14 protein-coding genes are annotated in these 20391 nt (G+C 59.9%); 11 read left to right on the forward strand and 3 right to left on the reverse strand.

Annotated elements, in window-relative coordinates; genetic code table 11:
- Window positions 1-61: 61 nt before the first annotated feature.
- Window positions 62-2182 carry an alpha-galactosidase gene (locus tag ACSSV3_RS13975; protein ID WP_354326727.1) on the reverse strand — a complete coding sequence of 707 codons (2121 nt, stop codon included), beginning with the start codon at window positions 2180-2182 and terminating at the stop codon, window positions 62-64.
- Window positions 2183-2407: 225 nt separating this feature from the next.
- On the opposite strand from ACSSV3_RS13975, the gene ACSSV3_RS13980 reads away from it, so the two are divergent.
- Entirely contained in the window at window positions 2408-3346 is a 939-nt protein-coding gene (locus ACSSV3_RS13980; RefSeq protein ID WP_354326787.1) for an aldose epimerase family protein, read from the forward strand.
- Between the two features lie 112 nt (window positions 3347-3458).
- Here the strand turns inward: ACSSV3_RS13980 and ACSSV3_RS13985 are convergent, their stop codons facing one another.
- Entirely contained in the window at window positions 3459-6188 is a 2730-nt protein-coding gene (locus ACSSV3_RS13985) for a TonB-dependent receptor (RefSeq protein ID WP_354326726.1), read from the reverse strand.
- Window positions 6189-6502: 314 nt separating this feature from the next.
- On the opposite strand from ACSSV3_RS13985, the gene ACSSV3_RS13990 reads away from it, so the two are divergent.
- The 5 genes from ACSSV3_RS13990 (at window position 6503) to ACSSV3_RS14010 (ending at window position 13677) form a co-directional block, all read left to right on the forward strand.
- A complete protein-coding gene (locus tag ACSSV3_RS13990) occupies window positions 6503-8059 on the forward strand; it encodes a tryptophan halogenase family protein (protein WP_354326725.1) in 1557 nt (518 codons plus the stop codon).
- 10 nt (window positions 8060-8069) lie between these two features.
- Window positions 8070-8789, forward strand: coding sequence for a SapC family protein (locus ACSSV3_RS13995; RefSeq protein WP_354326724.1), 720 nt, complete (start codon window positions 8070-8072; stop codon window positions 8787-8789).
- Window positions 8790-8918: 129 nt separating this feature from the next.
- Window positions 8919-10877, forward strand: coding sequence for a beta-galactosidase (locus ACSSV3_RS14000; protein WP_354326722.1), 1959 nt, complete (start codon window positions 8919-8921; stop codon window positions 10875-10877).
- Window positions 10874-12205 (forward strand): alpha/beta hydrolase family protein, encoded by a 1332-nt coding sequence (locus ACSSV3_RS14005; RefSeq protein ID WP_354326721.1) that lies wholly within the window; start codon window positions 10874-10876, stop codon window positions 12203-12205. The genes ACSSV3_RS14000 and ACSSV3_RS14005 overlap by 4 nt, the downstream gene beginning before the upstream one ends.
- The gene (locus ACSSV3_RS14010) at window positions 12205-13677 is read left to right on the forward strand and encodes an SLC5 family protein (protein ID WP_354326719.1); all 1473 of its coding nucleotides are present in this window, start codon (window positions 12205-12207) and stop codon (window positions 13675-13677) included. The genes ACSSV3_RS14005 and ACSSV3_RS14010 overlap by 1 nt, the downstream gene beginning before the upstream one ends.
- 136 nt (window positions 13678-13813) lie before the next feature.
- Here the strand turns inward: ACSSV3_RS14010 and ACSSV3_RS14015 are convergent, their stop codons facing one another.
- Window positions 13814-14632: an SDR family NAD(P)-dependent oxidoreductase gene (locus tag ACSSV3_RS14015; protein WP_354326718.1), complete on the reverse strand. Its 819-nt coding sequence runs from the start codon at window positions 14630-14632 to the stop codon at window positions 13814-13816.
- Between the two features lie 141 nt (window positions 14633-14773).
- Here ACSSV3_RS14015 and ACSSV3_RS14020 point away from each other — a divergent pair, with 141 nt between their 5' ends.
- From ACSSV3_RS14020 to ACSSV3_RS14040, 5 genes are read left to right on the forward strand one after another with little or no spacing between them, the layout of a single operon-like run.
- The gene (locus ACSSV3_RS14020; RefSeq protein WP_354326717.1) at window positions 14774-16510 is read left to right on the forward strand and encodes an IlvD/Edd family dehydratase; all 1737 of its coding nucleotides are present in this window, start codon (window positions 14774-14776) and stop codon (window positions 16508-16510) included.
- Window positions 16510-17466 carry a 2-dehydro-3-deoxygalactonokinase gene (locus ACSSV3_RS14025; RefSeq protein ID WP_354326715.1) on the forward strand — a complete coding sequence of 319 codons (957 nt, stop codon included), beginning with the start codon at window positions 16510-16512 and terminating at the stop codon, window positions 17464-17466. The genes ACSSV3_RS14020 and ACSSV3_RS14025 overlap by 1 nt, the downstream gene beginning before the upstream one ends.
- Window positions 17466-18089 (forward strand): 2-dehydro-3-deoxy-6-phosphogalactonate aldolase, encoded by a 624-nt coding sequence (locus ACSSV3_RS14030; protein ID WP_354326713.1) that lies wholly within the window; start codon window positions 17466-17468, stop codon window positions 18087-18089. The genes ACSSV3_RS14025 and ACSSV3_RS14030 overlap by 1 nt, the downstream gene beginning before the upstream one ends.
- Complete coding sequence (locus ACSSV3_RS14035; RefSeq protein WP_354326712.1) at window positions 18086-18976, forward strand: SMP-30/gluconolactonase/LRE family protein; 891 nt, start codon at window positions 18086-18088, stop codon at window positions 18974-18976. Before ACSSV3_RS14030 ends, ACSSV3_RS14035 begins: the two co-directional genes overlap by 4 nt.
- A gap of 43 nt (window positions 18977-19019) precedes the next feature.
- Window positions 19020-19697, forward strand: coding sequence for a FadR/GntR family transcriptional regulator (locus ACSSV3_RS14040; RefSeq protein ID WP_354326709.1), 678 nt, complete (start codon window positions 19020-19022; stop codon window positions 19695-19697).
- The last annotated feature ends 694 nt before the right edge of the window (window positions 19698-20391 follow it).

Below are 20391 nucleotides of genomic sequence, written 5' to 3' on the forward strand. Positions count from 1 at the left end.
GCTGAGGTGCCGAACCGCTGGATTTCTTCTGCGCGATTCCGTTGCTAGTCCCAAAGTGGTGTCAGCCGTCCGCGCAGCGTTCCACCGAGACCAGCCAGGCTGTTTCAGGAAATTGCAGCGGCAAGCTAATGCCCGCCAGACGCAGCGCGCGTCCGGAAAGGGTGAAACCATCAGTATAACGCTGGGGAACCGATAGTTCCGCGAGCGCCCGTTTGCGCCATGGCGCAACCAGCCCCACCCGGTAGAGGGCATCATCCTCCAAACCGGCAAAGCGGATGCGCGGCATGTCATATGTGTCTGCCTGACGTGTCTGGGCGATCAGCGCCAGGCCCCTGCCCTGCTGCATCGCCAGCATGGCATGGACGCCGCCGCCGGACGGCGCGAGTTGCCACAATTGCCCCTGATGCAGAACGTCGCGCCACTGCTTGTAAACCGCGATGTGCGCGGCCAGACAATCCCGGTCCGCCGCCGACATCGCTCCGGGGTCAGCCTCCACCCCCATGTGGCCGAACATCGCCACCTTGGCGCGGAAATCCATCGACACCTGCCTGCCGGTAATCGGGTTGGGACTGGGGCCGACATGGTTTCCGGCAATGCGCAAAGGCAGAAAATCAAACCAGCCGGCATTGATCCGCAGCCGTTCGATCGGATCATTATTGTCGCTCGCCCAATAACGGCTGCAACGGCGCAGAATCTCGAAATCCACCCGACCGCCGCCGCTCGCGCAGGTTTCAATCTCGACATCGGGATGCGCGGCGCGCAGCCGATCAAGCAAGGCGTAGAGCGCGATAACATGCGCATGGCCCTTCCCGGCCAGCGGGAACAGGTCGCGATTGTGATCCCATTTGAGATAGGCGATGGCGTGGTCGGTCAACAGCCTGCTCAATTGCGCGAACAGGTGATCGGTTACCGGCGACAGGGTGAGATCGAGCACAAGCTGGCCGCGCTGGGTTGCGCGCGGGTGGCCGGGCAGATGCAGACACCAGTCGGGATGGGCGCGATATAAATCACTGTCCGGGCTAATCATTTCAGGTTCGACCCACAGGCCAAAATCCATGCCCAGAGCGTGGACATGGCTGATCAACGGCCCAAGCCCATCGGGAAATATCCCGGCATCAGCGACCCAATCACCAAGACTGGTGGTATCGTCACGCCGCCCGGCAAACCAGCCATCGTCGAGCACGAAGCGTTCGACCCCCAAGGCGGCCGCGTTGTCTGCGAGTGCCTTCAACTTCGGCAGGCTCTGGTCGAACGCCAGCGCTTCCCAGCTGTTGAGGTGAACCTTGCGCGGCCGAGACACCACCTGTGCGGGCACCACCGCGTTCAGCGCATGGGCATGAAACGCCTGACGTAGTGCGGCGACCCCGGTGCTGCTGACCGCGACCAACGCGCATGGGGCGGTAAAGACCTCGTCCGGCGCCAACATGATCTCGCCGGGCTCCAGCCGCGCCGCCATCGTCAGCGTCGCGTCGCCATCGGCGTTGCGCTCAACGCTCAGCGTGTGATCGCCGATCCACGCCAGATGCGCAGCGATGGCATCGCCATGCTGTTCGCCAGCATCATCCGATTCGATCCTAATCCAGTTCCCGCCGCCAAAGCCGGGCCGCCCACCATAGGAAGCGCTTGCGATCATCCCCTGATCCAGCGCCACGCGCTGCTGTTGCATTTCAGCCGACCACCGGCCCGCAAACCGCACAACATGCGCCGCCCATCCGGGCAGTGGCAGCGACAGCGACGCGATAGCCACCAGTCCCAGCGATTCGGTCGAGAGGTTGGCAAGCCGGGTCGAAACCGCGATGATCCCGCTTGGCTGGATTGCAAGTTCGATCTCCACGGACACGCCAAGTGCATCATCGCGGTGGATCAGGCACAGCCGGTTCGCAGTCTGACTAATTTCCGCAAGCGCCATTTCAAGCGATAGCGGGTGGCCCGCGCGCTGGAGGACGATGGCAGGGGCAGCAAGGTGCCCATCTCCAGCATAGGGTAGCAGCGATCTCGGGGCTGGCCGATCTGGCTGCGAAGCGTGGCGCCCGCGCTGCATCGCGTCGCACAACGCGGCAATATCTTCGCCGTGCGGCAGCGATTCCCCAATATAGACCAGCTCAGCCGCCGCTGCGCGCAGATCAAAAATCAGGCCCACGCTATGGGCATCAAGGCGCACAAAGGGAGGGAGACTAGGCATCGGTCTGAGTTACTCTTGAAGGAGGAGCACATGGCCTAACAGGCCTGCGCTTGATCTAACCTTGTCAGCCCGACATGAGCAAGAAAAGGGCGTAAGCTTGGGCTGTTGGCACAATGCACAGTAAAGGCTGGCCGGTTCGCGGTGTTCTTGACGATAAGCCTGACGATCAGGTTGGCAACCTGCGTGAAACTGTGCAGCATCGCAGGCAAGCGCATTGAACCGGGCATGGAGATATTTGTGGTTGCTGGCGAAGTGATCCGGCTGAATGCCGCTGGGTGGAGCGCCGATATCCTTCCTGAAACGGGGGGTGCGATTGCATCGCTTTGCCATGAGGGACAGCCGGTGTTGCGCAGCGCCGGCCCCGACGTGGACGATGTTCTGGATTGCGCCAGCTTTTCGATGATCCCGTTCGCCAACCGCATTGGCAATGCAGATTTGCGTTTCGGGGATCAGGTGTTGCCGTTGGTGCCTGACCCGGCGGCCCTGCCGCACGCCCTGCATGGCCATGGCTGGCGCGTGGTCTGGGCAGTCAAGCGAGAGTCCCCTAGCGAGGCCGTCCTGGCAATTGACCATGCCGGCCGTGACGCGCGCAGCAACCGCGGGTGGCCGTGGGCGTATCATGCGGAACAGCGCATCACAATTGGCCCTGGCGGTCTCAGCATCGCGCTGGCAGTCACCAACCGCGACCCGGTTGCGAACATGCCGTGCGGCACTGGCATCCATCCCTATTTCGCCCGCCGCCCGGATAGCGCGATCCAGGCAGCCGCGACCACGATGTGGGCCAGTCGCGCGGATGGACTGGCGATCGAACAGGTTCGGTCGGATATTTTCAGCTCCGGGCAAGGTGTCCCGGTCACGCAGATCGAAGGATTGGACAATTATTTCCCCTGCGCCGGTCCGGTGACGGTTCTGGGCGGGGATCGTCCGATCATGGTCGGGGGTGATGGCATGGCTGGCGTCCACATCTATGTGCCACGCGGCCAGGATTATTTCTGCGTCGAGCCGGTCAGCCATGCACCGAACGCCTTTGGGCGGGGTAAATATGGCGCGGCGGACATCATCGCGCCGGGCGCAACCAAGCGTTGGCGATGGGGCATCAGTATCAGTGAAGAAGGATTGTCCCGGAACAGTGGCAGCGGCAAAGATCCGCAGCTCAGCGAATGACATTTCCCGCGCCGATCGGTTGCAAGCCTCGAAGGCAGGTTTGGCCGGGCCTGATCGTAATTCGAAAGAACAACCGGGGCAAAGCGCTGCCTTGCCCCGGTTGGCTTCAGGTTCAGAATGTGCCGCGAACACCAACGGCCCATCGCGCACCAGTGTCGATGAAATCGAGCACCTGATTGTCGAAACGGCCGGTGGTGATGTTTTTCTCGCTGGTGATGTTGATCCCTTCAACAAACACCTGCGCATATTGGTTCACATCGTAACTGGCCCGCACGTCCCATTGATCAAACGTGCGCCGGAACACTGGATCACCACCTTCGCCCGGGGTCACGAGACTTTCAAGGAAGCGTTCGCGACGGTTATAGGCGACCCGCGCTGAAATGCCTCCCTTTTCATAGAACACCGATGCGTTCTGCGAATCTCCCAAACCCTCAAGTGCAAAGGAGATGTCATCCGAGTCCTGATCGAAAGTCGCATTACTGCCAACAAACGTTGCGTTCACCTGCGCGCCAAAGCCACTCAGCAGGCCCGGCAACCAATCGAACGTATGCACCACATTCAATTCGATCCCGCGAACGTTGGCAGTATCCGCATTGCGCGGCCGGCGAACGCTGAAGGTTGCCTCGTTAGGGCCGGTGATAAATCCGCCCACCGGAAGGTTGCCCGCATTGGCAATGGTTATGACTTCATTTTCGCGTGTCTGAACGATGAAGTCGCGAACATTCTTGTAGAACGCTGCGGCGGCAATCGTGGTCGTCCGGCTGGGATACCATTCCAGCGAAAGGTCGAAATTGTTTGACGTATAAGGCCGCAACGCCGGGTTTCCGCCGCTGGCATTCAGGCTGGCTGGTCGCAAGACATCGAAGTTGGTCCGGGGTGCCAGATCCTGAACCTGCGGCCGCGTCAACGTGCGCGAAGCGGACAGCCGTGCGACCACGTCCGCGCCCAGATCAACCCTTGCATTGAGGTTAGGCAGGAAGAAGTCATAGCTCGAACTCTCGGTGCGTGCCAAGGGTTGCCCCCCATTGGCGAATACGCCCTGAAAAATCGTTACGTCGCCGGTTACAGGGAGCAGATCAATCAGGTCGAGCTGCTGTCCCGAAGCGGTCAGTTCAGTGTGCACATAACGCGCGCCAATATTGATAAACCACGGCAAGCCGCCCAGCGTGGCGCGGAAATCGGCATCAATATAGCCCGCATAGACGTTCTCGTTTATCCGGAAAGAGTTAGGCTGCACTACTGCATCGAACCCGTTGGTTGATGCGAGCCGCGCCGCGGTCGTCCCTGGGGTAAGTCCGAGAGCAGTATCCAGCGCAGCGGCAGCACCTGCGCTTTCAAGGAAGGCGAAGTAGGCTTCGGAATCGAAGGTCTGGAAATTGGTCGGCACAGTGCCCGAACTGCCCAGGAAAGTACCCAGACCGAAAGGTTGCAACAAGGGGTCGGTCACCGACGTATTATATCCGCAGAAAACGCAGACGGTGTTGGGATCGGTGGCGATCGTCTGGCTGTTTTTCTTGCGGCGGGTATGCACCCCGCCAAAGCGCACCTTGTCTAGCGCCCCGCCATCTGATTCCCACTCGGTATCAAGCTTGTACTCGAGAACGCGTTCGGCTTCGCTGTTGCCTTGCCGTAAAGCAATATGAGTGCGCCCGATCGTAGGGTCGGTCAGATCGGCGGTATGGCCGAATACTGATGGGAAGCCGCCGCCCACAGCCTGTTCAAAGCTGTATTGGCTCGCTGCCCCGATAACCGCGAAATGGTTGCGCCCACCCGCAGAATCCGTGGCGCGAGACCACGACACATCGGCCATGACCTTGAGTTGATCGGTTGCCATCCATTCGGTGTTGAAACCAACCGCTCGGGTCTTGGTGAAGCGGTTGTTCGAGGTGGAGATGAAATCGGCAAATCCGTTGGTGGTCAGCGATGTGACGGTGCGGTTTTCGTCGATTTCTGCCGCGACAAAGGCTGACGGTTCAAACCAGTTGCCCAATGAGCGGACTTGCGAATTGACATCAAACTGGTTGTACAGCCCATCCAGTGTGAAGGTTAGGTTGGCGTCGGGGCGATACTGCGCGGTGACATTGGCGCCAAACCGTTCGCGATTCTGTTCGTCGCTGCCAACATCCTGATTGCGCGGCGTGAAAACATTGGTGAACAGCGGAGCATTGACCGGCCCGATGGTTGAACCGGGAATATAACCGCGGTTCTGAGTGAAGTTGATCAGGGCATCGCGTTCCTGATAGGAGACCGAAGCCAGAACGCCGAAGGTGTCGCCGCCAAAGGTAGTGCTGACAAGGCCGAAAAGCTGCGGCGAAACATCATCACTGTTGTCTTCATAATTGCCTTTGGCAGAAGCCACCGCTTTGAAACCGCCGATGTCGAGTGGACGCGGCGTACGGATATTGATCGTCGCCCCAATCCCGCCGTCTTGCAGCGATGCCTGCGAGCTTTTGTAAACGTCTGCGCCACTGATCAGTTCTGCCGCGAGCAGATCGAAACTGAATTCGCGGCCAGTGTTGTCGCTGGCAAAAGTCCGCCCATTGACCAGCACTGTATTGAATTGCGGGCCGAACCCGCGAACGGTGACGAACTGGCCTTCGCCGCCGTTGCGGTCGATCGAAACGCCAGGAATGCGCTGAAGCGATTCAGCCACGTTCGAATCGGGGAATTTACCGAGATCCTCCGACGTGATCGAATCGAGAATAACCATTGCTTCACGCTTGCGGTCAGCCGAGGCGCTAAGACTGCTGCGAATACCGGTGACGATGATTTCATCGGCCGTATTGCCCGACGAGATGGAATCCTGCGCCGCTGCCGGAGCAGCATGGGCGATTGCACACAATGCAAGAACGCTTGTTCCCCCTAGGCCAATGCGCTGTATTTTTTTCGCAATTCGGCTGTGTTGTTTTACAGACATGCTTATCCTCTCCCTCGTATTTTTTTGACCACTGAGCTCCGGCTTGCAGCACAAAAATTGCGCGGCTGGCCGCAAACGGAGATTGCAAATGGCGCAAAAGCCATATTATATGATTTATAAGATAATTAAAAGTCCCTATTCTCTGCGCTGCGTCAATTGTACATTCCGGCTGTCTGGTAGGCTGATTTCATCGGGGAGATCGAGCGCGGATGGCTCTGAAAAAAGGAACGAAGTCCAGCATGTTTGATAGCTCGCGACCGATACGCAGGGTCATCATCGTTGGCGGCGGCAGCGCTGGCTGGATATGCGCGGCGCGGATCGCGGCCCAGAACGCAGCCAACAGCCCCGATGGCCTGAAGGTCGTGCTGATCGAATCCTCCAACGTGCCCACAATTGGCGTTGGCGAAGGCACCTGGCCGACCATGCGCGCGACACTGCGCAAGATCGGCCTGTCCGAAACCGATTTTTTGCGCCGTTGCGATGCGGCCTTCAAGCAAGGCGGGAAGTTCGTCGGCTGGACCGACGGCACCTCAGCCGATGCCTATTACCACCCGCTCAATGCGCCGCAGGGTGCCCCGCAGATCAACCTGTCCGGCCATTGGGCACAGATGCACGCGGATGGCGGAAGCGAATTTGCCGATGCGGTCGATTTTCAAGCGGCGCTGTGCGAAGCCGGGCTTGCCCCCAAGGCGATCACCACGCCCGAATATGCCGCCGTCGCCAATTACGCCTATCACCTTGATGCAGGCAAATTTGCGCAATTGCTGCAGGAACACGCTGTAACGCGGCTTGGCGTGGAGCACGTAATCGATGATGTCGTTGACGTGCGCCGCGCAGATAATGGCGATATCGCCGCCTTACAGCTCAAGCAGCAAGGCGAAGTCGTCGGCGATTTCTTCGTTGATTGCACCGGATTTGCCGCCATTCTTATTGGCCGAACACTGAACGTTCCGTTCCGCGATTGTAGCGATATCCTGTTCGCTGACCGGGCCTTGGCCATGCAGGTTCCCTACCCTGCTCCCGATGCCCCGATCGCCTGCCACACAATTGTGACGGCGCAGGACAGCGGCTGGGTGTGGGACATCGGATTGCAATCGCGGCGCGGGGTCGGCCATGTCTATTCCAGCAGGCATACAACCGATGATGCCGCCGAATTGGCGCTGAGGCGCTATATTGGCCCGGCGGCAGATCAGCTTGAGGCGCGGCGGATTAAAATTCGCGCTGGACATCGCGAAACATTCTGGCGCAACAACTGCGTGGCAATCGGGCTTTCGGCAGGTTTCCTGGAACCGCTTGAAGCGTCGGCCCTCATGCTGATCGAAGCCGCGACCGATTTCATTGCCGAAAGAATGCCAGCCAATCGTGCGGTGATGGACACCGCGGCAGCCCAGTTCAATCGGGCGTTCACGCACCATTGGGATCGGATCATCGAATTCCTGAAGCTGCACTATGTGCTGACCAAACGCACCGACACGCAATTCTGGCGCGACAATTGTGATCCGGCTTCGATCCCGGATGATTTGCAGGAATGCCTTAAGCTCTGGCGTTATCAGCCACCCAGCCCGCAGGATTTCCCCCATCAGCCCGAAGTGTTTTCCTGGCCCAGCTATCAGTATGTGCTGCACGGGATGCGGTTTGAAACCGAATATACTCAAAGCGCGCTGATGGCCGATTCAGAAACGGCCCGGCGGTGGTTTGCCGTCGCCGCCAACCTGCGTGACAGGACGCTTTCCGAATTACCCAAACACCGCGATCTGTTGAACCGGGTGCGCGAATTCGGACTGCAACCAGTTTAAGGGAACCGCGATGACGATTATTGCTCTTGATCCTGCGCGCCATGCCCAGCTTCGCATCGCGCCAGCGCCAGATATGGCCCATGCTGCGCGGTTGGGTCATGCTGTCATCGGACTAGCCGAGGCCGGTTTGGCGGCGGCCGATTATCCGCTGGTTCTGATAAAGGACGGACAGACCGGGCGGTTCCACCTTGCGGCGCTACTGGGGCTTGGCGCGGGCCGCAACCTGTTCGTAATGAACGGGCTTTGGCACGCAACCTATCTGCCGGAAACGGTGCTGCGTTATCCGTTCTTTCGGGACGAGGCCGCCCCGCTGGGTCTGGCCATCGATGATGACAGCGCGCTGCTGGGCAATCATGGTGAGCCATTATTCAACATCCAGCAGATGCCCGCAGCGGTTACTCTCGCTATGGCAGAGCGCATCGATAAAATGATGCGTGATCGCACGGCGATGACGGCGTTTGTCGATGATATTGTTGCGCGGCAGCTGGTGCGGGCGTTGCGGATCGATTTGGTCTATCAGGATGGCGGATCATCCGAAATTGGCGGGCTTTACGGCATTGATCCCTTTGCACTGGCGGCGCTGGATGGTGATGCTTTGGCGCAGCTCAATCAGCGCGGGCATCTTGCGCCAATGTCCGTGATGATCGCGTCGCTCAATCAGCTTAACCGGCTCGAACAATTGCACAACGCCCAGACCGATCGCCCGCTTGCGCAGGTGGTTTGCCAATAGCGCTACCCATCAAATTTGCGACGCGCAGAATGGCTGATTGAATTATATGATTATTGGTCTAGGATCACGTTTCAACAGCTGATTGAGCGATGCCCGGCCCACTGTCCGGCTCCTTGATGGAGAACCTTAATGCTTGGCGTTTGCTACTATCCGGAACACTGGCCGGAAGCGGTCTGGGCGGATGACGCTGCGCAGATGCGCGCGCTCGGGCTGACCTGCGTCAGGATCGGGGAATTTGCCTGGTCGAGGCTTGAGCCGCGACCGGACGAATATGCCTTCGACTGGCTTGACCGGGCGATTGCCGTGCTCGGAGAAAATGGGCTCAAGGTCGTGCTTGGCACCCCCACGGCCACGCCGCCCAAATGGCTGGTTGATCTCTATCCTGAAATCCTTCCGGTGGATCCAGCGAGCGGGCGGGTGCGCGGATTTGGATCGCGTCGGCATTACGACTTTTCGAGCGAAACCTATTTGCGTGAATCCTTGCGGATCACCGAACAATTGGCAATCCGATACGGCAGCAACCCGCATGTGGTGGGCTGGCAAACCGACAATGAATATTGCTGCCATGATACAGCGTTAAGCGGATCGGCCACCGCGCGTGATGCTTTTCGCGAATGGTGCGCGCAGGCCTATCAATCGATCGATGCGCTCAACCACGCATGGGGCAATGTGTTCTGGTCGATGGAATATGGCAGCTTCGATGACATCGAACTGCCGTTTGGCACGGTGTGTGAGACCAATCCAGCGCATCGATTGGCATTTCGGCGGTTCACGTCCGATCAGGTGGTGCGATACAACCGGCTGCAGGCCGATGTCATCCGCCGCCACGCCCCCGGCCAGTTTGTGACGCATAATTTCATTCCCCCGCAATCGTCCGGGATCGATAATGATGCGCTGGCCCGGTCGCTGGATTTTGCGAGTTATGACAGTTACCCGCTGGGCTTTACCGATCGGATAATGCAGTCAGAAGGGGTAGACGCGGCGCGGCCTTTCATGCGTACCGGCCACCCTGACCTAACGACCTTTCATCTCGATCAGATTCGCGGCCTGTCGCGCGGGCCATTCTGGATCATGGAACAGCAGCCCGGTCCAGTGAACTGGGCACCGCACAATCCGCGCCCAGCGCCGGGGATGGTGCGGTTGTGGACGATTCAGGCATTCGCCCACGGGGCTGATTGCGTCAGCTATTTCCGCTGGCGTCAGGCTCCGTTCGCGCAGGAGCAGATGCACGCGGGGCTGCTGCGGCCTGATCGCAGCAAGGCCGATGCCTGGGCCGAGATCGAACAAGTGCAGGCGGAACTGGCCGGACTGGGGCTGGCCGATCACCCGCGCAGCCCCGCGCCAGTGGCGATCATCGTTGATGTCGAGGCGCTGTGGCTGAGCGAGATCGAACCTCAGGGCGCAGGCTACGAATACGAAGCCGTGCTGTTCCAGTGGTATCGCGCTCTGCGGCAGATCGGGGTGGACACCGATTTCGTCATGCCGGGGGCCGATCTCACGGCCTATCGCTTGGTGCTGGCACCCTGCCTTGCCATGCCCGACGATGCCGCCATCGCCGCGCTGGCGGTAGCAGGCGGCCCCGTGGTGATCGGCCCGCGTTCGGGTGCCAAGACCCGCGAATTTACCCTGCCCGACAGTCTGCCGCCGGGGCTGCTGCAGCGATTGCTGCCCCTGCGCGTGTTGAGCGTGGAGACTTTGCGGCCTGATTGCCCTGAACCGCTGCATTGGAACGGACGCAGTTTTGACAGCCATAGCTGGCGCGAAATGATCGATGTGCGCGAGGGCGACGTTGTCGCCACCTATGATGATGGCACGGCGGCTGCGGTGCGCCATGGGCAGTTTCTGTATCTCGCCAGCCTGACCGATGATGCCTTCCTGCGCGCACTGTTCACCGATCTGTGCGACGCGGCTGCGATTCCCACGGTGGCGCTCGATCCGATGGTGCGGCTGCAACGCCGCGGGAACCTGACCTTCGCGTTCAATTTTGCCGCCGAACCGCGCCCTGCGCCTGCTGCGCCCGGCGCGCGGTTCTCCTTGGGCGGCCCGATCATCGAAGCCCACGGAGTAAGCGTATGGATCAACCTATGAAGCGCTGCGCCCCAGTAGTGCTGGCCGCAACGCTTGCCCTGCTGGCGATTCCTGCCGGATCGGCGTTGTGGGCGGCGGGTGATGTTCCATCAGACGCGCCTGCGCTGGCCGACTATGGCGAGCAGATCGTCGGCTTCCGTGAGATCGCCCTGACCAATCCCAGCCAATCCTTGCCCGGCGGCGTCATTGGCGAGCGCAGCCTGCCGCTGGCGGTCTGGTATCCTGCGCAAGGCGCGGCAGGCAGCCAACCGGCGTGTTACAGTTTCAGCCCGCCGCCGATCCCCAATCAGGCAGCAGCACTGCCCGATCAGGTCAGCGAATGCGGCACTGCGCTGGCGGCAGCCCCGCCGGTTGGCGCGGGCCATCCGGTGGTGGTGATTTCTCACGGCTATGGCGGATGGGCCACGGGGTTCAGCTGGTTGGCAGAGAACCTTGCTTCGAAGGGCTATGTCGTGATCGCGATCGATCATCGTGATCTGCCAGCAAACACCCCCGCGCAGCAGGCGCTGTCATTTGCCACGACCGTCATGACGCGCAGCGACGATCAGCGCTTTGTGATCGAAACGCTGGCGGCGCGGGCGATGCCGCAATGGCTTAACGATCTGTCAGACCCCCAAAACATCGCACTGATTGCCTATTCGATGGGCGGTTTCGGTGCGCTGGCGACGGCGGGAGCACCCTACGATCGGTCTGGCGCGCTCAACGCAGCCTTGCAGGGCAATGTTCCGGCGACCGGCGCAGCACCGGCAGGGCTGAAGGCGCTGGTGTTGTTCGCCCCGTGGGGCGGCGCGGCACCGTTGCGCGCATGGTCAGCCGATGACCTTGCGCGGATCACGGTGCCAAGCCTGGTGCTGGTCGGGCGAGAGGATGACATCGTAACATATGCCGGCGGGGTCGACTGGATCTTCGATGCAATGACGGGCGCGCAGCGGCTGATGATTGTCTATGATGCCGCGCGCCACAATATTGCCGCCAACGCCGTCCCCCATGCGCTGGCATCATCCTTCGATTACCGCGAACGGCTGGATGAACCCGTGTGGCGCAAGGATCGGCTCAACGCCATCAACGCCCATTTCATCACCGCTTTGCTCGACAGCCGGCTGAAAGGCGATGCGGCGGCGGGCGCGTATCTGCGCCTGCCAAGCGCGCGGGCAGAGGATGGCCGCTGGCCGCTCGAACCGGGGAGTGTCGCTGGCGATACCCGAGCCACCGCGCAACAGCCTGATTACTGGCCCGGTTTCCAGCGCCGCTGGGCCGTCGGCATGTCTCAGCGTACCGGCAGACCGGGCACGCCCTCAAGCACTCAACCAGAACAAGGCGGCAAATAATGCTGGAATCGAACATTGCGATCACCGGTTTCGGGCAATTGCTCGTGTTCGCGGTAATCATCGTCACGGTCGGCCTGTTGACCCTATGGCGAACGCGCGCGCCGCATAAGCACAGCAGCAAGGATAGCCGCGAATATTTCTTGGCCGGGGGCAGTCTGACCTGGGTCTATGTTGCCGGATCGATCACCATCACGAACCTCGGCACCGAACAATTGGTGGGGATGAACGGCAACCAGATGTTGCTGTTATCACTGTGGGAATTGTCAGCGGTGGTCGGCCTGCTGATCCTCGCTTTCGTGTTCGTGCCAATTTATTATCGCCACAATTGCACCACCACGACCGAACTGCTTGAACGACGCTATGGCGATGATCGTATCCGCACGATGATCTCCACCCTGTTCATGTTCGGATACCTGTTCATCGCGATGCCATCTTCGCTTTACACCGGGGCGCTGTTCATGCGCACGGTGTTTGGGATCGAACTGGGGTATATAACCTTGGGCGTAGGGATTGCCGCTCTGGGCGCGATATACGGTGTGATGGGCGGGCTGCGGGCGGTGGCCATTTCCGAAACTTTCAGCGGTGCCAGCCTGCTGGTCATCTGCCTGGTCATCGTCTGGCTCGCGCTGCAGGCCATCGGATTTGATTTCAGCGGCATCCCAGCCGAACGGCTGACCCTGATCGGTGATGACGAATCCCCGATCCCGTGGCACACGCTGCTGACCGGGATGGTGTTTATCCAGATTTTCTACTGGTCCACCAATCAGGCGATCACCCAGCGCGCGATGGCCTCTCCCACGGTTCGCGAAGCACAAAAGGGCGTGATCGCCGCTGCCATCATCCGGCTTTTGATCGTGCCGACGATCGTGGTGCTACCGGGGATCATCGCCTTCAAACTGTATGGCGATATCGGCGATGCCGCGTTTGGCACGATTGTCGGCGGGGTTCTGCCACCGTGGCTGTCAGGTGCCTTTGCCGCGATTCTGATCACCAGCGTGGCCACCCATTTTGTCGCCATCCTCAATTCGGCGGCTGCACTCTATGTCTGCGATATCCACCAGAAATACGTCAATCCGAACGTATCGGTAAAACATCTCAATCTGGCCGTTTCGGCGGTGTTCATCGGTGTCGCGATCGCGATGATCCCGGTCTATTCTGGCGCGGAGAGCATCATCAATCTGTTGCAGGAACTGAACGGCCTGTTGAGCATGCCGATCCTGTCAGCGTTCATCGTCGGACTGCTGTTTCGCGGGGTGGATGCCCGCGCGGCAATTGCGGGCGTATGTTTCGGGATCGCGCTCTACGCCTTTTTCACATTCGTCCATGCGCCGTTTGGGCTGCATTACATCCATCTGATGTTTGTAACCCTGATCACCACGATTGCATTCGCCTTGGCGATCAACCGCGTGATCTTCAAACAAACGGCCGTGTTCACCGGATTTGGCCGAAAAGGTGCGCCTGCTCAGGCGTAAGGCGCGGGAACAAACGGCGGGGTCAGGGCGATGAAACCAAAGCGCGATGGGTGCGGCCTCATCAGGCTTTGGTTAAGCCCGTGCGGCGCTTAAGCATTTCCAGCGCGTGATGCGTCAGCATCTCAGCGCGCTGCTATTATTGCATGACCCTGCCGCCGTCGACGATCAGCGATTGCCCGGTGATCATCCGCGCGGCGCGGCTGGCAAGGAACAGTGCCGCTTCGGCAATGTCCTCGCCGGTAATGGTGTCCTTGAGCGATTGCTGATCAAGGCATTCCTGCAAGGCTTCGGGCGTCACCCACAGTGCTTTCTGGCGCTCCGTCATCACCCAGCCCGGCACCAGACCATTAACACGGATGCCGCGCACCCCGAGTTCGCGGGCCAACGCGCGGGTGAACCCGGTAATCGCCGCTTTGGCGGTGACATAGGCCGGGTAGCCAGTCAGCCCCAGAATTGCCGAGTTGGAGCCAATATTGATGATCGTGCTGCCCGGCACCATCCGTTCGGCAACAGCCTGAGCGGCGAAAAAGAACGGGCGCAGGTTGGTGGCGAACGAATCGTCCCATGCTTCAACAGTCAATTCGCCCAGCGAATGGCGCGTATCGCGTGCCGCATTGTTGATAAGGACGCCGGGATCGCCTGCCTCTGAAGCAAACCGGGTCAGCGCCGATTGCAACGCCGCAATGTCACGGATATCGACCGGGCTGAAAAAGGGCCGCTTGCCATGGCGCGCATGGACTGCATCGGCCAGCCGCTCACCGGTGCCCGCATCAAGCGAGACAAACCCCACATTGGCCCCTTGCGCGGCAAAGGCATTGACAAAATAGGCCCCGATCCCCGATCCGCCCCCGGTGATAAATACCGATTTCCCGGCGATGTCATCATAGCCGACATAGGTGTGATCGGTAACGCCTTCGGCGGATACGGTAGCAGGCTGATCTGGGTCGGGGGTCATTGTCCGTGGCACCTTTCGCAATTTATTCTGCCACGAAGGCGGCAGTCTTTCTTTACACTTGGCCTATTTATCATATAAAATGCAAGCAAGATGCAAGTGGTGCCGTGGGTTGCGCGTCGCCATCAGGAAAGGCAATTGGGAATGACCGACACGCCCGAGGGCAAGCGCCAGCTGCGCAGCAAGGCGAGCTATGGCAAGCTTGATCGTGACGGTTTCATTCATCGCAGCTGGATGAAAAGCGAAGGCCTGCCCGATGATGTATTCGACGGGCGACCGGTGATCGGCATCTGCAACACTTGGTCGCAGCTGACGCCGTGCAACATGGGCTTGCGCGATCTGGCTGAACACGTCAGCCGCGGGGTGTGGGAAGCCGGGGGCTTGCCGCTCGAGTTCCCGGCGATGTCGCTGGGCGAAACGCAGATGCGTCCCACGGCGATGCTGTTCCGCAATCTGCTGGCGATGGAGGTCGAAGAATCGATCCGTGGCAATCCGATTGATGGGGTGGTGCTGCTCGGCGGGTGCGACAAGACCACACCGGGCCAGTTGATGGGCGCGGCGAGCGTCGATCTGCCGACCATGGTGATATCGTCCGGGCCGATGCTCAATGGCAAGTTCAAGGGCAAAGATATCGGATCGGGAACCGACGTCTGGCGTTTTTCCGAAGAGGTGCGCGCAGGCCAGCTTTCGCTTGATGAATTCATGCAGGCCGAAAGCGGCATGTCGCGTTCGCCGGGCACTTGCATGACAATGGGCACCGCATCCACGATGGCCTGCCTGGTCGAAGCCATGGGACTGTCGTTGCCATATAATGGCACCATCCCGGCGGTCGATTCCCGCCGCCGCACGCTGGCCCATCGCACCGGCAGGCGGATCGTGGAAATGGTGCGTGAGGGCACGCCCCTTTCGCGCATTGCCACACGGCAAGCTTTTGAAAATGCAATCAAGGTCAATTCTGTTATTGGCGGATCGACCAATGCAGTTCTGCATGTGCTGGCAATTGCCGGCCGGCTTGGCATCGAACTGACGGCCAGCGACTTCGACAGGCTGGGTCAAGATATTCCCTTGCTGGTTGACCTGATGCCCGCAGGCCGGTTCCTGATGGAAGAGTTCCATTACGCGGGCGGTATTCCGGCGGTAATGGGACGCATCCGCGATCGCCTGCACCTCGATGCGCTAACCGTCACCGGGGCTCCGCTGTCCGAAGCGATCAGCACCGAAGTTTTCGACAACGAAGTCATCCGCGAAGCCGACAATCCGGTGCAGCCGATTTCGGGGATATGGGCGTTGCACGGCAACCTTGCCCCCAAAGGCGCGGCGATCAAGCCGCAGGCCGCATCGCCGCACCTACTTCGCCACCGCGGGCGCGCTGTGGTGTTCCATTCGATCGAGGATTTCAAAGCCCGCATTGATGATCCTGATCTCGATATCGAGCCAGATTCGATTATGGTTTTGCGCGGTTGCGGGCCCAAGGGCTATCCGGGGATGCCGGAGGTCGGCAATATGCCCTTGCCGGCCAAGCTGCTGGCACGGGGCGTGCGTGATATGGTGCGCATTTCCGATGCACGGATGAGCGGCACGGCCTATGGCACCGTCATCCTGCACGTTGCGCCCGAATCCGCAGCCGATGGCCCGATCGCCATCGTCGAAGATGGCGATGAAATCGCGGTGGATGCCCATGCGCGCACGCTTGATCTGCTGGTGCCGCAGGAAGAAATCGAAAGACGGCTGGAGCAGTTGCGACGCACCAAATGCGATCATGGCGCTGCGCGCGGCTATGCCAAGCTCTATGTCGATCACGTGCTGCAGGCAGATCAGGGCTGCGACTTTGATTTTCTACTTGGCAAGAGCGGCCATGTGGTCAATCGCGAATCGCATTGATGTTGCACGTGGATAACCCGGCAAACACCGTGATTGTAGCTGACTGGGGAACCAGCCGGCTGCGGATCATGCTGTGTAATGATGAGCGCCTGATCGCGCAGCGCGATGGGCCGGGGATCGCGGCGGTCGCCGCCGCCAATCAGAAGCCCGGGGACATCTTTGCCGATGTGGCAGGCCATTGGCTCGATCAGTTCGGCCGCAATGGCGTGACCCTGTGCGGGATGGCGGGTTCGAACATCGGCTGGGTCGAGGCGCCCTATCTCGAATGCCCCGCCGATCTGTCCCGGTTGACGGCGGCCTGTGTGAGGTTTGAAACCCCGTCGGCAAACATTGCCATCATCCCCGGCATGACCTGTGAAAATCATCTGGGTGCGCCCGACGTGATGCGCGGCGAGGAAACACAGATACGCGGCGCGATTGAGCTTGAACCGTCGCTGCGAAAGGGAAGCCATCTATTGTGCCTGCCCGGAACCCATAGCAAATGGGTTGATCTGCAAGATGGGGTGGTGCGGCAATTTTCGACCAGCCCGACGGGCGAGTTTTTTGCCGTGCTGGGTGAACGCAGCGTTATGGCCCATGCAGCCAGCGAGACTGCGGTGGATCCAGTGGCGTTTGATCACGGTGCCCGACGCAGCCTGCATTCCCACCCCGCATCCATGCCATTTGTGTTGTTCGAGGCGCGCAGCCGCACCTTGCGCGAGGGAATGACCAAAGCCGCCGCGCGCGAATTTCTTTCGGGTGTGCTGGTTGGTGCCGAAATCAAGGCGGTGAAGGGCATCATCCTAGGCGGTGATGCCCGCAATCGGGAAGTCGTTTTCATCGGAGACCCCGGAATGACCGAGCGTTACATGCGGGCCTTTGCCTTGGCCGATGGCCGCTCGCGCGCGATCGATGGGGGGGCAGCGGCACTGGCCGGCCTGTTGGCCGTGCGCCGCGCCGCATCGGAGGCGAGATAATGGCTGAGGCACCGACAAGCAGGCCGCTCGTGGCGATCTTGCGCGGGGTTACGCACGATCAAGTGGTCGATATCGCGCAGGCGATACATAATGCTGGCATCACCATGATCGAGGTGCCGCTGAATTCGCCTGAACCGTTCAAAAGTATCGCGAAACTGGCCGATGCGCTGGCCGATCAATGCCTCTGCGGTGCGGGTACGGTGCTGTCCGTTGCACAGGTCGACGCGGTTCATGAATGCGGCGGCCAATTGGTGATCTCGCCTTGCACAAATGCCGCAGTGATCGCGCGTTCGGTGGAACTGGGGCTTACCTCCATGCCGGGCATAGCCACCCCGACCGATGCCTTTGCGGCAGTGGATGCCGGGGCGCAGGCGCTCAAGCTGTTCCCCGCATCGACCTATGGGCCAGCCCATGTTGCGGCGCTCAAGGCGGTCTTGCCGCCGCAGGTGCAGATTTTTGCGGTGGGCGGTATCCAGTCAGGCAGCATGGGCCAATGGCTCGCCGCCGGAACTGACGGGTTTGGCATCGGAACTGAACTTTACCGGCCGGGCATGACAGCGGCGGACGTTTCAGAACGTGCGTCGCAGATTGTGGCCGCCTATGATTCGGCGCTGCACACATGACCCCGCATCATGTAATTTCTGCGGGCAACATACTGGGCGAAGGCATCCAGTGGCACCGCGATAGCGGGTTGTGGTGGACCGATATCGAAGCATCGCTGATCCTGCACCAGCCGATCGACACCGATACTGTCGAACGGATAGCAGCGCCCGAACGGGTGGGATCATTCGCATTGGTCGAAGGCGAAGCGGACACGTTGCTGTGCGCATTCGAAACCGGGTTTGGATGGTTCGATCTGACAACCGGGGAAGTTCAATGGATTGATCGTCCGGAACCGCGCGGCGGTGGTCGCCGTTTCAATGATGGGCGGGTGGATCGGCAGGGCCGCTTCTGGGCAGGCACAATGATCGAGGACGAAACGCTCGCCCCGCCCCGCAGCGCCGTGCTGTATCGTCTGGATGGCACGCAAGCGCGGCGCTGCCACGAAGGTGTCACCATTGCCAACGGACTGGCCTGGAGCCCCGATGGCCTGACCATGTATTTCGCCGACAGTCCTGCACGCCGGATTCTGGCGTTCGACTTTGAACCCTTCAACGGCGAAATCAGCAACCCGCGCCTGTTTGCCGAAACGCCGCCCGGCGCTTATCCCGATGGGGCGACAGTTGATGCTGAAGGGTGCCTTTGGAGCGCGCATTGGGGCGCTTCGCGCGTGGTTCGCTATCGGCCTGATGGCACGATAGATAGCGAAATTGCATTACCTGTCAGCCAGCCAAGCTGCGTCGCATTCGGCGGTGATGCGCTTGACCTGTTGTTTGTCACCACCGCGCGTGTAGGGTTGACGCTAGAGCAGCTTGCCTTGGAACCCTTGGCAGGAGATGTTCTTGTTTATCAGGTTGGAGCGACCGGATTGGCGCAGGAGACTGTCCGGCGAGATCGCTCAGGGGGTTGATAATAGCGTGCAACGGCAGGGACACAATCTTACCAATCAGATCATGCATCAGCTCGGCAAGGACATAGTGACCGGGACATACGGCCCGGCCAATCCGTTCCCAATCGAGAGCGAATTATGCAAATTATATGGGGTAAGCCGCAGTGTCCTGCGTGAAGCGATCAAGATGCTATCGGCCAAGGGGCTGATTGCATCGCGTCCACGCCAAGGTACATGGGTCCAGCCACAATCAAACTGGAACATTCTTGATGCCGAAGTCCTTGGCTGGATCATGGCGCGCAAGTTCGAACCGGAATTGCTGATCGAATTTTTGCAGGTGCGGCTGGCTATCGAACCTGTTGCCGCACGCTTGGCAGCCGAAACAGCGTCTGCCGAAGCTATCGCGCAAATAGAGGCTGCGTTAAACCGAATGCAGGCAGCCGAGGAAGGCGATGACGATCCTTTGCTATCGGATATCGCATTTCATGTCGCTGTGCTTGAGGCTTCGGGAAACCGTTTTTACGCGCGCCTTAGAGATTTGATCGTGGCGGCTCTGCATACGTCGATCAAAGTGACAAACCAACTAAAAGGCGTTCGGCTGGCAAGCATTGCCGAACACAGGCACGTGCTGGAAGCAATTGCCGCCCGTGATCCCGATGGCGCCGCCGCCGCAATGCACAGCCTTATCAGCGAGGCTCTTGTTCTGGTGCGGAAATTTGCCGCGAGATCGCCCGAATTGTAGAACTTGGTTGGGGTCAAAATTGGGTCGATACCACTTAGGTGTTTGGACCCGGCTTTTGATGGTGCATTATCCACCCTCAGCAAAAGGCCGTTAAAACCTCCTGCCCTTACATTTTTCACCCGCACTTTACCGCGAATTGTGGCGACCAGCAATGAACGAGTGCGTGCGCACAGACCATTTATCCTTAGGAACCCACGCTTTTCGGTCGTGCCGGAAAAATATCAACTATTGGAAAGTGGTGGCAGGGCTGGACTGCCGGAAGCTGCCCCTAATATTCTGAATTATTGCGGTTTATTCTCTTCGAATGTGGGCCGTTGTGTAGCAGTTTTGTCGGTTTCCGCAAGGCCGGTTCGATTGTTGGACAAGGATTAGAACTACGGTTCGATAGGCGGCCACACACTGCTTATTATGAGAACGTCAAGACCTCACTTGAGGTGCTTTGGGCGCAAGAGCGCATTTGACTTCCTCGCAGGCATGTATCGGGCCTTGCTCGTGTGGTAGTGCATCCCCGAAGTTCAGTATGCGGCGAGGTGGAAATCCATGATCAAACTCAGTAAAGCAGGATGGGTCACAGATTACTTCGGCGAGGCGCTCGATGACCTAGTGGATTGACCGGAACGAAAGAGTCCATTTAGGGATTCCCAGAGGCTTGCCGACGTGCGATTCAGGGAGGATGCGCGATGGTATCACTTTC

This window comes from Porphyrobacter sp. MBR-49 (assembly GCF_053628655.1).